6 protein-coding genes are annotated in these 14254 nt (G+C 34.8%); 1 reads left to right on the top strand and 5 read right to left on the bottom strand.

What is annotated here, in order from left to right; translation table 11 throughout:
- Nucleotides 1–11: 11 nt before the first annotated feature.
- Nucleotides 12–2804: a TonB-dependent receptor gene (locus QMA06_RS01590; RefSeq protein ID WP_290205101.1), complete on the bottom strand. Its 2793-nt coding sequence runs from the start codon at nucleotides 2802–2804 to the stop codon at nucleotides 12–14.
- A gap of 139 nt (nucleotides 2805–2943) precedes the next feature.
- On the opposite strand from QMA06_RS01590, the gene QMA06_RS01585 reads away from it, so the two are divergent.
- Nucleotides 2944–4002, top strand: coding sequence for an endonuclease/exonuclease/phosphatase family protein (locus tag QMA06_RS01585; protein ID WP_290205100.1), 1059 nt, complete (start codon nucleotides 2944–2946; stop codon nucleotides 4000–4002).
- 97 nt (nucleotides 4003–4099) lie between these two features.
- Here QMA06_RS01585 and QMA06_RS01580 read toward each other — a convergent pair whose 3' ends face one another.
- The 4 genes from QMA06_RS01580 to QMA06_RS01565 form a co-directional block, all read right to left on the bottom strand.
- On the bottom strand, nucleotides 4100–4540 hold the full coding sequence (locus QMA06_RS01580; RefSeq protein WP_290205749.1) for a hypothetical protein: 441 nt from the start codon (nucleotides 4538–4540) through the stop codon (nucleotides 4100–4102).
- Nucleotides 4541–4751: 211 nt separating this feature from the next.
- Nucleotides 4752–7103: a penicillin-binding protein 1C gene (gene pbpC, locus QMA06_RS01575; protein ID WP_290205748.1), complete on the bottom strand. Its 2352-nt coding sequence runs from the start codon at nucleotides 7101–7103 to the stop codon at nucleotides 4752–4754.
- 185 nt (nucleotides 7104–7288) lie between these two features.
- A complete protein-coding gene (locus QMA06_RS01570) occupies nucleotides 7289–8140 on the bottom strand; it encodes an SH3 domain-containing protein (protein WP_290205099.1) in 852 nt (283 codons plus the stop codon).
- 258 nt (nucleotides 8141–8398) lie between these two features.
- Entirely contained in the window at nucleotides 8399–13972 is a 5574-nt protein-coding gene (locus QMA06_RS01565) for an alpha-2-macroglobulin family protein (RefSeq protein ID WP_290205098.1), read from the bottom strand.
- Nucleotides 13973–14254: the final 282 nt, after the last annotated feature.

Below are 14254 nucleotides of genomic sequence, written 5' to 3'. Positions count from 1 at the left end.
TAATTTTTCTTTTAGAATCTTACGTTTAAGTTAACAAAGTAGTTAGCACCTCGTCCATACCAATATTTAGAACCAAATTGTGGATTACCACCGGCGTTATCATCTCTAAGCGCTCTAAAGTTAGCATTTCTACCTTGCTCAAAACCACCCGTTTTATATATTTCATCTAATAAGTTTCCAACACTCGCAAATATGCCAATGTAATAATCGCCTACTTTCCAAGATTTACCTCCAACTAGGTTAATGACCATATAATCACTAATTTGTTCTTGTTTTAATAATTCAGTAGCCAACGCTTCATCAAAATCATTGATTGGTAAACCATCTGAATCTAAATATAGATTTTCTGTTCTTGTTAAAGAATTTACATCAATATAAGCATGAGAAAAGAAGTTCGCGGTTGCGCCAAACCACCAGAAATCTGGATCTCTATATTCAAAACCAATAGATGATGCTCTCTGTGGACCTCCGGCAAGCTTATAATCTTTTAAATTAGCTTTACCAAAGGGTAAAGAACCATCTGGTGTGTTAAAACTAGCTGATGTTAAATAGAGGTCAGGGTTGTTATCATAAGTATATTGACCTATTGAAGAAGCCCCTTTTAGTTTAATTGTTGGTGTAACCTGTGCTTCAATGCCTATTTCAACACCAAAGTGCTTTTTATCTATACCCTGTAAAACTTCTTGAACAAATGCAGAGGTAGCATTTTCATCAATATCATTGCTTCCACTTATACCATCAGCATAATAAAAACCAACTTCATTAGCGTCTTCTACTTTAGTATAGAATCCTGTAATTTTGGCATTTACAATAGGTGATCTAAAAATATAACTAGCATCAACCGACGTTAAAATTTCTTCACTGATATTATTCACTATCGAATGATTTTCTCGAGAGTTAGAAAATGTATTACGCAAATTTGGTGCTCTCGTTATATAACCTCCATTAATATCAATTAAATGTTTTCCTGAAATTTTGTATGTTAATCCCGCTTTTGCTCCAACTCCCGTAAAAGTAATTTCCTTGCCTTTACCTAAAGATGTAGGGGCTTCTTCTCCAAAAGAGCGAGCTTCATCAAATCTACTATGTTCCCATAACCCTTCTCTTTGGTAAGTGGTGCTAGTAACGCTCCCAGATAAATAAAAATCAAATTTATTATACTTAAACTGTCCCTGTGCATAACCAGAAATGACATCAGCATATAAGTTATAATTATATCTGTATTTATCACCTTCACCCAATAGTCTATTTTTGTTTTGGTTGTCGTACTGAAAACCATCAAAAGAATCTACATTTAATAAACCAACTTCAGAACCTAATAAATCGATGACCTCACCAAAATTTTCGGACTTTAAGTTTTTATAGTTTACTGCTCCGTTAATTATAATGTTTTCATTAATTTCAGAAGTAAATATAGAGTTGATTGATAATTGCTTATCATCTGATCTATCTTCGTATAATGCGTAAGCAGAACTTACATCATTAATATTATTAGTAACGTTGGCGTCTATAATACGATTCCAATCTAATTGACCATCATTTATAAATTCCTGTTCTTTTTCATAAGCTTTAGCAAAATCATTTCTATCATCATTAATCCAATAGCTTGGTAACTCTTGGTAATAAGCTGCACTTGGATTACCGCCTCCACTATAATCTAATCGACTGTTTCCTAATTTACCAAATTGGTATCCGATATTGGTGTTTAATCTTGTTTTAGACGAAATATCCCAATAATGGTTTAACATAAAAATTGGTTCTTCGACTTCTTTAATACGAGAGTTACGTTGCTCGCCATCTAGATCTCCCCAATATTCATTATATCTAATATCTTTTAGATCATAAATTTCTTGAGTGTTTGGTGACGATTTTCCTCTTCTATTTGGTGTGTATATTGAAGTGAAGTTAATACTATGTTTATCGTTGATTTTTTTCTCAATGGAAGCAAAAAATGAATTAGAATCATAAAGTGTCGCATCTTGGTAGCCTTCATCACCCCAACGTCTACCAAGCATAAATGCATAAGACCAGCCGTCATCTACTAAGCCAGAAGCGTAACTTGCCATAATACGGTTTGTGTAACTTCTGTTTGAAGATGAATAGGTAATACGTCCACCTTTTCTATATGAAGACGCTCTAGTTATAATATTAGAGGTTCCTAAAACTCCACCAAAATTGTAGTCAGAAGGAGTAAGACCAGTTGTTAAAACTTGGTTACGCATCATATCGTTCAAGCCTCCCCAGTTACTCCATTGTGGTCTACCATTATACAATTTGTTCATTTCAATTCCATTCATTAAAACAGAACCATTTTCGGAATCTAATCCTCTTACTTTAAAGAATGAAGAACTGAATTCAAATGCAGCTGTTCTTTGAAAAACATCTAATGAAGATGACAATAATCCAGAGATATTATCTGCACCACTCGTATCATCATTTAATTCATCATCAGAAAGTGTAATCGTAAACATATCTTGCACATCAGTGACATCGATATCTAATGTCATGTCGGTAATGTCAACGGTTTGTCCTTCGTTTACAATAATAGGATAACGTTTAGTTTTATAACCTGCTTTTGAGATTTTTAAAACCTGCTCTCCTAATGGCACGTTGCTTGAAAAAATAAATTCACCCAAACCATCGGTTAAGGTAGATTGTTGAGTTTCTTCAATTGTAATGGTGACATCTGGAATTGGTTCTGAAGATGCAGCATCCTTTACACTACCTTTTATAACGGTACTTTGTGCCATCATAGTAAAGGAAGAAAAAATCCCAAATAATAAAATAATTAAACTTTTTTTCATACCTAATTTTAAAGTTAATACGCCTTGTACAATAAATAATAATGTTATTTAAAGCGTGCAAATTTACATTATTTATAATAAATATATACTTTTGGCTCAAGATTTGTAAAGTAATTAATGTTAACATAACATCTTTTAAATGAAAAATATAAGACACAGTTTAATTATCATATTTGTATTAGCATTTATAAGTATAAATGCACAAGAAAAGAAAAAGTATAAAATTCATACTGTAGCGTTTTACAACGTGGAGAACTTATTTGATACTATTAATGATACCACTAAGTATGATGAGGCAAGCCCTATAATGGAGATGAATGCATCCATAAGAGCAGAGGTTTATGAGAAAAAAGTGAAAAATATGGCTAAGGTCGTTTCAGATATTGGCTATGACGATACAAATAATACTCCTGTAATTATTGGTGTTTCGGAGGTTGAAAACCGCCAAGTACTTGTAGACTTGGTAAATGATTCTCAGTTATTAAATAAAGATTATGGTATTATTCACTTTGATTCTCCAGATAAAAGAGGAATTGACGTCGCTCTATTGTATCAAAAATCACTATTTAAACCAATTGAAACAAGTTCTCATGAATTGCTAATTTATGATGACTCCTCAAGAAAACGTGTGTATACAAGAGATCAATTATTGGTAAGTGGAGAATTAGAAGGAGATTTAATTCATGTCATTGTTAATCACTGGCCGTCTAGAAGTGGAGGCGAAGCAAGAAGCCGATTTAAACGTGTTGCAGCCGGTAAATTAAATAAACGTATTATTGATTCGTTACAATCTATTGATCCGTACGCTAAAATCATTACCATGGGAGATTTTAATGACAACCCTACAAATGATAGTATGAAGAAAGAATTAAAAACGGAATCAGATAAAGAGCGCGTAAAGTTAAAAGGTATTTATAATCCTTATGAGGATCAGTTTAAAAAAATGGGCTTAGGAACAACTGGATATAGAGATTCTTGGAGTTTGTTCGATATGATTTTATTTACACAGCCGTTTTTAGAAAAGGATTATTCATCATTTAGATTCTATAAAGCTGGAATTTTTAACAAGTCTTATTTAACCAATAAGGAAGGTCGATTTAAAGGTTACCCTTTTAGAAGTTATGATTACGGTGGGTTTTCTGGTGGATATAGTGATCACTTTCCGGTGTATATTTATCTAATAAAAGAAGTGGAATAAGACAATTCCAATACAAAAAGTTTAACCTTAAATTTAAGATGTAAAAAAAAGCGTTTCGATATTTGTCGAAACGCTTTTTTTGTGATTTATTTAAAGTTTAGAACCAAAGATTCCATGGAATTTTAGCCAATACTAAAATTAAAGCAAGACTATAAAAAATAGCCAATAGTTTAAATTTTGGTTTAGAAGTCAGTTTCTTTTTATGTTTTGAATATCCCACAGTAACCAATACTACCGCAATTATCATAGTTAAAGGGTGCTCTATAATTAAATTTCTTAATCCCGAATTCTTCATCATTTCTCCCATACCACCAACTTGCTCTATAGTTGAAAAGTAATCCTTCATTAAAAACAAAACAATACCAATCAATAATTGGATGTGCATGGTTATTAATGCGAATAACGAAATCCTAAAATCCTTAGCATCAAATTCCTTATCTCCAAAGAATTTTATAAGAGCGTTAAACGTAGCTAATACTAATACTATAAGTACTAAATAAGCCCATTTTGAATGTATAAACTGAACAATTTCCATAATTAATAAGTTGATTTATTTCTGCAAAAATAGGAATTTACCTTTGATTGTTATTGTTGTGCCAACAAGTATTATATAAAGTAAGTAGCATTTCTATCTTATCATCATAGTAAAAGCTCCAATTTTAATCTTAAATGACTACTTTGAAATCGAAACTAATTAGTTGCCTTATTTAGTAGCGCTATAAAAAAATACATTACTTAAATTGTGATATTTATTCAGTAATTGTAATGTTATGTTTTAAGACATTACCTAATTCATCCATAACCGTAATTGTATGATCTCCAGAACTTGGCAAAACAGCCATATCATGAATATCTTTAGTGCTACCAATAAATTGATTATCAACATACCAATAGAGTTCTAATTCTGGTTTTGAGTGCGCTACTTTAAGCACCAAATTATTGGTGTTACCATCAAAATCCTTAGGTAAAAAAATAGTGCTTTGTTGGTTGGGATAGATAAATTCCATGGCAACTTCAGTGGTTTCGGCACAGTCACTTCGATATGGAGGTATAGATTTGTAAAATGGATTTTTATTTTTAAAATAATAAGCCTGTAAAGGTGGCAATACAAACAATGGTGTACTATTAATTTTTGAAATCGATTCGCAAGTCGAATTTACCTGAAACTGCTCTGTGGCATCTAAATGTACTATTTTATGATAAGGGCAAGGTGCTGTTTTTTTTCCGCTGGCTTGAATAAATCGCATTTCAGTATCATCGCATATCGTAGACGCTCTATAGCCGCTTTTCTTGCAAATATTTACGTTTATCATTTCATCATACGGTGGATTGAACCAAGTACTTTTTGGTAATAAATCGAACACATCGAATAATATAGGTGCAGCGGTTTGTACACCCACCAAACCAGGTCGGCCTTCACCATCAGCATTGCCAACCCAAACTCCAACCACATAATCTTTTGTGATACCAATGGCCCATGCGTCTCTAAAACCGAAACTTGTCCCTGTTTTCCAGGCTACTTCTTGCGAAGAATCATAAAACTCCCAGCTGTCATCACCTTCTGGTCGGTTCACTTGCTTCATACTTTCAAAAGTGAGAAAGATGGAAGCCGCATCAAAAATTTCTTTTTCATTTCTAAGTTGTCCGAAGTCAATACTTTCGTTTGAATTGTAAATCGGTTGACAAAATTCGTTAGTAAAATACTGGCTTGAATTTGCATTAAAATGATTTAAAGTTGAAGCCATACCCGCATAACTTTTGCACAAATCCCAAAGATTGCTTTCTGCTCCACCTAGCGCTAACGACAACCCGTAATAGCTAGCATCGTGTTTTAAATCTTTAAGTCCTAACTGTTTTAAGTAATGATAAAATCTATCTAAGCCAAACTCTTGAAGCATGCGCACAGCCGGCACGTTAAGCGAGCGCGATAAAGCTTCATTGGCAAACACAGCTCCATCATAAGACTTGTTGAAGTTTTCGGGTTGGTAATTTCCAAATTGTGTTGGGACATCTGCGACTAAAGCATTGGGCAATAAATCACCAGCATCGAGCATCGAAGCATACAAAAATGGCTTTAAAATACTACCCGTGCTTCTTGGTTTGTCAATAATATCCACACTATTTTGATGGGATTTATCTGTTGGAGAATTACCAATATATGTCAGAACTTCCCTCGTCTTTACACCTAATACTAATACGGAAATATTATAGATTTCATTTTGCTTTAATCGCTGGTAATGTTGTTTAACGATTCTGTTGGTTTGTTCTTGTAACCCTATTTTAACTGTTGTCTTTATACGCTCTCCGCGGTGTTTTTTAGCAATTTTTTGAAGTAAATGAGGTGCTATTTGTGGTAATGGATAGGGTTTTTGTGGTAAATCTTCGACTATTGATAACTCATAAGTTAATTCATCTATAATGCCGTTTTTAAGCAATTTTTTTAATAGCCAGTTACGCTTTTCTAATAATTGTTGTTGATTTTTCCCAGGATATATTAAACTAGGTGTATTTGGCAAAACAGCTAAGGTGGCACTTTCGGCCCAAGATAGATTTGACGCATCACGATTAAAATACCTCCATGAAGCGGCATCAATACCAACAACATTACCGCCAAATGGTGCATAACTTGCATAAAGATTTAAAATAGCATTTTTAGATAATCGAAACTCTAAACGAGTCGCAAGAATAATCTCCTTAACTTTTTCGAAATAGGTCCGTGATTGTCCTTTTCGGGATAAGCGTATTACTTGTTGGGTTATGGTGCTGCCACCACGTTTAACATTCCCTGAATTTAAATTACTTTTTAAAGCCTTAAAAATTGAAACCGGATTAAACCCCGGATGCGTATAGAAATATTCGTCTTCAAATTGAAGAATGCAAGCCTTGAATTTAGCAGGAATACTATCACTGGCAGGAAATCTCCATTGACCATCCTCAGCAATCAAGGCTCCTAATAATTCATCAGATTCACTAGTTATAACTGTTGCGTTGGGATCCTTGAATAATTTTTGTGGTAAACAAAAATAATACGCAACAATGAGTACAACGACTATTGCCGATTTTATCTTGTTGCGTTTTATGTAGTTTATAAATTTCAAAATCTTAATTAAAAATCATTGCTAACCCAACGATGCCATCTGTTTGTAGCTTGCGCTTCTACCTCTTTTTTACCTATCCTTCATGGTCATTAAAATTAACACACCTAAAGTCCCCTCAAGGAGACAATCCTCCCAAGTTTATTTTTAGTACTATTCCCTTGAGATGACTTTAAACGTGTAAACTCCAATTAACAACCTTGCGGAATATCAAACTCAATTACCTTTTCTGTGATATTATTTTCAAAATCTGTCAAGATGATTTTTAGAAATACTCGGTTTGTGGCAACTCCTACGGGATGATCTTTTAAATTTTTAATTGTCTTGAAATAGTTGAGCCAATCTTCCCCACACTGATGAATAATTTCTGTTTTTAAATTGTTCATTGACATATCGATAAACTTTTTCCAATCGTTTTCTGTATAAGTTAAAGTTTGAAAAGTATTGGATGTAATTTGCTTTAACGGTTTCCATTCCGAATCAAAATGTTTCCAATCTTTTGCATCACATTGCGCATCCGAGCTCATAAATGAAATGCTGTTTTCGTAGCTTTGAAAAATGCTCACGTGTTTGTAGTCATTGTTAATAAGAAGGATTTGTTTTCCTTCAGGTGTCGCACCCAATTCTACATGGATTGTTGTAGAATCTTGCTTTTTTAAACCGTGTGTTCTTTTGTAATCGCTCGTTGCTAAATTCTTTATTTCAACATGCAACTGACCTAAATCCAATCGGATGGGTTTAGAGATTTTTGTTGCCGACAAATAACCGTTAAAAACGTACCCAATGTGGTTTCGGGTTTCAACTTTTACCCAATTACCACTTACTTTTTTGCCACCATCGAGAATGATGAGTTTTATGTCTGTTTCTTCTAAGACACCAATGGCTTCTGCATAAGCTAGTTTGGTCAACAATTTGCCGTTGACATCGGGTTGGTCTCTAAGTGATAATCCACTTTCTGCTGCTACGTAAGCATTTTGTTGTGCTGTTACTAATGTTGCACATAGTAACATTCCGATCGCTAAAATCTGTTTTAGATTGTTCATAATTTTTAAATTTAAGGTTAAACATTTTAGCGGTTTATGTTTAGGATTTTTGCCTTCCGGACGGCTATTGTTTAGTTTGTTTTTCTTGATTCAAACTTTTCAGGTTTTCCTAACCTGAAGGGTCTAAAAAAGTTTAATATTTCCTTTTCCTGCAAGACATCTACTTAACTTGATTTAGTATCTGATCTTGTAGTGCAGGTATTGTTTTTTGGTTATATAGACTTCAAAGGTTTATAAAACCTTTGAGGTCTCCTGTGATTATTTCTCAACAGTAATCCATTCCCCTTTATTCCGTACCAAATAATCATTATCATACATGGCTTCGGCTTGCGAGCCTGGTAAATAATAGGTACCTAAATAAGATGCATTCAATAACACGGTAAAAGTTTTGGTGCCATGTTTTCCTTTTGGATTCATATCGAAATAGAAATTGACGCGGTCATCCCTTATATCTGTATATCTCGCTTGACTTACGGTTGTGTCGCCAAAAGCCGTAAATCTAGTATTTACAATATCCCACCCCGATGGGAAAATTTGCGTCAATGCCACATCGTGGACATAATCTCGTGTTAAGTTCGAAATACTAACCGTTGCCACAAAATCTTGACCTTGTTTCAGGTTGGACACATTTATTTTATTGCCTTGTAAATCTTTGTAAACAGTTGAAATGGTAAACCCACGATGTTCCGCCAATTCTTCGCCCAATTTCAGTTTTCCAGAACTCACTACGCGCACATAGACCAAATTGTCTTTTTCATTATTAATTTTAATTTGGTTGGTGCCATCTTTAATAGGAATATCACGTTGTGCAATGGCATTTTTGGTGTCGATAGTTTCAGATTTTCCATTGATACTGTAAGACAGTTTTAAATCTTTTCCACCGTTTTTAACGACCATTTTCCCCATAGCCAATAAACTATACGCTGCAGTTTGCGTGCTCATCCATTGGTCACTCGATAAATCTTTGGCAATGGTTTTAGCTAAATCCCTAGCTTTAGGATTTCCTGTGATAATCATGGTTTCTAAAGCCATCGCTCTATTTCTGTCCACCGAACCGTAAGTGTAATAATTGGATTTTGGTGGTTGAAAATCGATATTTGCGGTTTTGGAAATGGCATCACTTGCTTCTTTCTGTCCTGCTAAGGCATAAGCCGCTGCCAATCGCCATTTGGCTTCGTTTGAAATTTCATCAAACTCCCGCAAACGGTTCATGCTTGCTAAATCTGGACTTCCAGCTAAAGCCAAAGTATATAAACGATAGGCTTGTGCTAAATCGGAATGATACACACGATAACTTGGCCTCCAATTTCGAGACGCTTGTTTTTGGTAGGCAATCCAATTGCTTTTGAATGTTAAAGGCAATACAAAGCCTTTTTTCTCAGCTTCAATCATAAAATGACCAGCATAACTGGTGCTCCAATCGTTGGCTGTTCGTTCTCCCATCCAATAGCTCATGCCTCCATTTGGTTGTTGGAAATTCCCCAAACGTTTAATGCCACTTTCAATATTATTTTGAACTTCTTTCTTTTTCTTCGCGGTTAAATCAAAAATATCAGCCAAGAATAATTGCGGAAATACACCAGAAGTCGTTTGCTCCAAACAACCATGAGGATAACGAATTAAATACTGTAATCGACGTGTGAAATCCATTGGTGGCATGGTTGAAAATTCTACCGTTGCCGAATTTGTTCCTGCTACACCAAACGTCGTTACGTTAACAGTTTGTTCTGCATTTGCTTCAAGTTCATGGTCACTGACTTTAGAGGTAAACGGATTTGGATTTTCCACATCAATTTCTACTTTGTAGGTGGATTTTTCTCCGTTTCCTGTGGCAATGACTTCAACGGTATTTATGCCTTTGGCTTTGGTGACGTCCAATTCAAAATAGACCATTTTTTCATCTGGTTTATCGAATTTAAGGGATTGGGACGATTCGCCTTTTACCGTAATTCCATCACTTAGTTTTAAGGATAAGTTGACGTTTTTCACTTTATTTTCCATGGCAAAAACCGTCACAGGAAGTGTTACTTTTTCGCCAGGACTCAATTTTCGAGGTAAGGTTGCCAAGACCATCAATGGTTGTTTTACCTGCACCGATTTGTCCGTACTTCCATAAGCTTCCGAGGCATTGTTACCAGCAACAACCATTGCTCTCACTGCACCAATATAATTTGGCATTTTGAGTTGATGCGTTTTCGTTTTGCCTTCACCTAAAAGGAAAGGACCTAAATAAGTCACAACAGGTTTAAAACGATTGGCTTTTTTGTTCTTTCCTCCAGCAGCATTTCCGTCGCCACCAATCGCAAAAACTTGGTCAATACTTCCCGAATATGCTCCAATAACATCATCAAAAATATCCCAAGTTTTTACACCTAAAGCTTCACGAGCATAGAAACTGTCCCAAGCATTTGGTGTTTTAAATCGGGTTAAATCCAACAAGCCTTCTTCAACAACGGCAATAGTATAGGTCATGGATTTGTTGTTCTTTTCAGAAACTTTTATTTCGTATGATTGCTCTGGTCTAATTTTATCTGGCATGTCAATTATAGGTTCTAATTTGGTCGAAGGGTCTTCAACCATCATCGGAATCACACCATACAATCGAATCGGTAAATCGTTGGACGTAATGGCATGTGGTTGCAATAACGAAATATTAATAAATACGTTTGGTGCCATTTCTGAAGTCACCGGAATATCAACCGTGGTTTCACCAGGTTTGGTTTTTACCCATTGGTGTTGCAACACTTCCGAACCATTTTCTATACTGACCAAAGCACGTCCTTCCGAACCCGAAGGGAACGTTAATTTTGCCGTGTCGCCAACATTATAATTTTCTTTGTCTGTAGAAAAAACCAACATTTTTGCCGCTTCCTTATCGCCCGATGGATTGGTGGACCACCAGTTTTTGTAGAAATAAGCTGTTCTTCCTGTGGCATGACCACTAACGGGATCTACCACTCTAATTAAATAGCGTCCACGTTCGTCTTCTGGAATTTTCAATTTGAAATTCGCCTTTCCGTTCGCATCTGTGTTTACTGAAAACGACTGAACAGGTCTGTGATAATTACTCGATACGTAGCTCGATAAGTTATCGTAAGAAGAATTCCACCACCAACGCCATTCAATTTTATAAACTTTTACTTCTAATTTTTCTCTTTTAATCGGTTTGCCTTCAGCAGTAACGGTTGCCACATCAAACGTATGGTTTTCATCTGTAAAATAAGACCCATAATTGTTGCCTTTTGGCGATTGCAGACCTACAAAACTTTCATAAGGCGCATAAGGCATTGTGAATGCATCTAGTGAAAAGTCGCCTCCATTTTCAAACGCTCTCACTAAAAATTGAGCGTTTAACATGCCAGGTGCATTTTTACCAATATTCAATTTTTGATTGATTTTGGCATTTCCGTCAGCATCTAAATTCCCTTCAAACACATTGGTTTCTTCAGAACTGAATGTTCGGGTTGGGTCGTTAAAAACGAAATTTTTGTACCCCTTGAAACTGGTGTATGTTGATGTGAATTTCGCTTTTATTTCAGCTTTTAAATTTTTTGCTGGCGCACCATGTAACCAAGTAACGTTTAAGTCGCCTTGAAGTGGTTCGTTGTTCGTTAAAATTTCGTTTTCAAAATCTATTTTAATTTTTAATCGGTTTGGTTTAACGGTTTCAATTTTAAGACTTTTTGAAAACGTAGCACCACCAACAGAAACTTTCGCATTGTAGTTTCCTGTTTTGTAATCTGATGAAGTTGTAACTGTAAAATCATAGAAATTATTAATGTTATCCGTTGAAACTTTCCTATACACCAGTTTACCAACAGGATCCGTGATTTCTAATTTTACGGGATGACGTTTTGGTAATTTGTTCGCCTTGTCATTCAACATAAACGTTAAAAACAAGCTGTCTCCTGGTCGCCAAACACCACGTTCTGCGTAGATATAACCTTTAAGTCCACGTTTTAATCGGCTTCCGGACACATCGAATTTACTCAATGATAAGGACATACCATCGTGTAATTTTATGTAACTAACGTTGCTTCCTTTTGTAGCGATGGCAAAAGCGGCTCTGTTTTTGGCATCGATTTTTATAATCCCTTCCTTATTGGTAATTCCGTCGGCTAATTCTTGTTGTTGATAATTGTATAATGTGATTTTTGTGCCACTTTCCGGACTTGTATTTAGAATGTTTGTGACCGCAAATAAATAATTATTATCATTCCCTTGCTTAGCAATTACACCTAAATCCGAGCTAATTAAATTCTGGGACACTTTACGATTTCCATAGTTGTAATATGAATCTGTACACGGATTGTCTCGGTCTCTCCAGCGATAATTGGTGTTTCTGTAACTGTAGTTTAAATTGTCCCAATACAATTCTTCACGATAGTTTTCTTCTTCTTCAGATAGTTCTTCGGTGGCATAATAATCTTCGCCATAATAATCGTCGTAGTAATCGTCTTGGTCAACATTTGTGGTTTCGGCATTTGAAGCACAATCGTATAAAGAATAGCTTTTTTTGAAGCTTAATTCCACTCTGTAAATAGCACCAGGATCTGCTTTTAGATAGTTGGATAAATCGATACTGTAGGCTTTCCATTTTCCTGTGTTTTGATTTTTTTCTTGAATTAAGGTTATGGTTTCTTTGGCGATACGTCTTCCGACTTTTTTAATAGCATATTGGTCGCCACTTGTGATGTTGTAATCCTGTAGAAATTGAAGTACGTTGTCTTCATAAATTTTAATAGTCCTTACATCGACTTTGCTCAAATTAACAGCTTCAAAATTGAATTTAAGGTTTTTTGAATTTGGAAGAATACTGCCATTACTGACCAATCGGACTTCAGGTTTTAATTCTTCAAAAGTGACCAGTTCTGAAAATGGTTTTTTCAACTTGTAGCCATAAGTATTTTTGATACCTTTAAAAACATCCACTTGAATACCACCAACCAATTTAGAATCTGGATACACACGCAACACATTGCCATCGACAATATATTTTGGGTTTTTCACGCCTTGAAGTGATACTAATCCTGCGAAATTTTGTTGTTTTACTAAAGGGTCCGAAAAGTTAAGTGATAAGAATTGCTCAGGACTTTGAACGACTTCTGTATTCACAATGGTAAAGTTATTTTTTCCAGGAATCGAAATAAAATTTTCGCCTTCATTGTCAGCATTTATAGCATCGCCATCCCATTTTACATCGATTTTACTATCCTCAACCAGTCGATTGATACTATCGATTTTAAACTCGAAGAATTTTGAAGTTGTGTTGGTTTCATTCCACACTAAGTTTAAAACTTTTGAATCTTGGGAAGCAGTCACTAATTTTTTGGCATTTTCAAGCGAAATAACATCGGCAGAGCGCAATTGGGCAAACATATATTGCCATTCTTTACTATACGATTGTAAATTTTGAGTAGTAATATTGAAACTTGGCGTTATCGTTTTGAACTGAAAGGTGTAATCTTTATATTCTTTTGGAATGCTTTTGTATATCTCGTTCAACGCAACATTTACCGTATATTCTGTTGCAGGTTCAAGGTGTTCATCTGGCGTGAAAAGTAAGCTGTGATTGTTCATAGCTTTTAATTCGCCTTGAACGTGAGGTGTAATTTTAATCAGTTCTGATGGCAAAGATTTATCAATTTCCCATCCATTAACCGTATCCGAAAGACTGATTTTAATTGGGTCAGCCACAGAAACCAAGCCTGAAGAAGTATAACTAATATAATCGCGAAACTTAATAATATTATCGGTTTCTACAGGTTTGTCCTTACAAGAAAATGCGAAAATTAGAATAAAGAGTAGGACGAGGTGCTTGCTGATGTTCATGGTGTAGATGGATATAAGGGTAAAACTATTTAAAAAATAAAGGTAGGTGTATTCTTGTTAAATATGTACGCAAAATTTTAGACAGTTAGACTTTAGGGTTATGTTAAATTGGTCATAAAGTTAATAATTATGTTTAATGAGTTAATGCATTAAATTTCGTTTTAGTAAAGAATTAATTTTTATAAAAACAGAAATTGATACCTTCTAAGATCTATAATTTAAGGATGATAGATTTCGACTAAACAAGTATTTATTAGTAACTTCGCACAAAATTTTAATAAT

Origin of the sequence: Winogradskyella bathintestinalis (genome assembly GCF_030407435.1) — a bacterium.
GTDB classification, from domain to species: Bacteria; Bacteroidota; Bacteroidia; order Flavobacteriales; family Flavobacteriaceae; genus Winogradskyella; species Winogradskyella bathintestinalis.
Note: the sequence above shows the minus strand (reverse complement) of the source record. Positions and strands in the feature narration are given on the sequence as shown.

Coding starts and splice junctions, on each gene's coding strand:
- QMA06_RS01590 (WP_290205101.1), bottom strand. CDS start 2,804: ATGAAAAAAAGTTTAATTATTTTATTATTTGGGATTTTTTCTTCCTTT.
- QMA06_RS01585 (WP_290205100.1), top strand. CDS start 2,944: ATGAAAAATATAAGACACAGTTTAATTATCATATTTGTATTAGCATTT.
- QMA06_RS01570 (WP_290205099.1), bottom strand. CDS start 8,140: ATGAACAATCTAAAACAGATTTTAGCGATCGGAATGTTACTATGTGCA.
- QMA06_RS01565 (WP_290205098.1), bottom strand. CDS start 13,972: ATGAACATCAGCAAGCACCTCGTCCTACTCTTTATTCTAATTTTCGCA.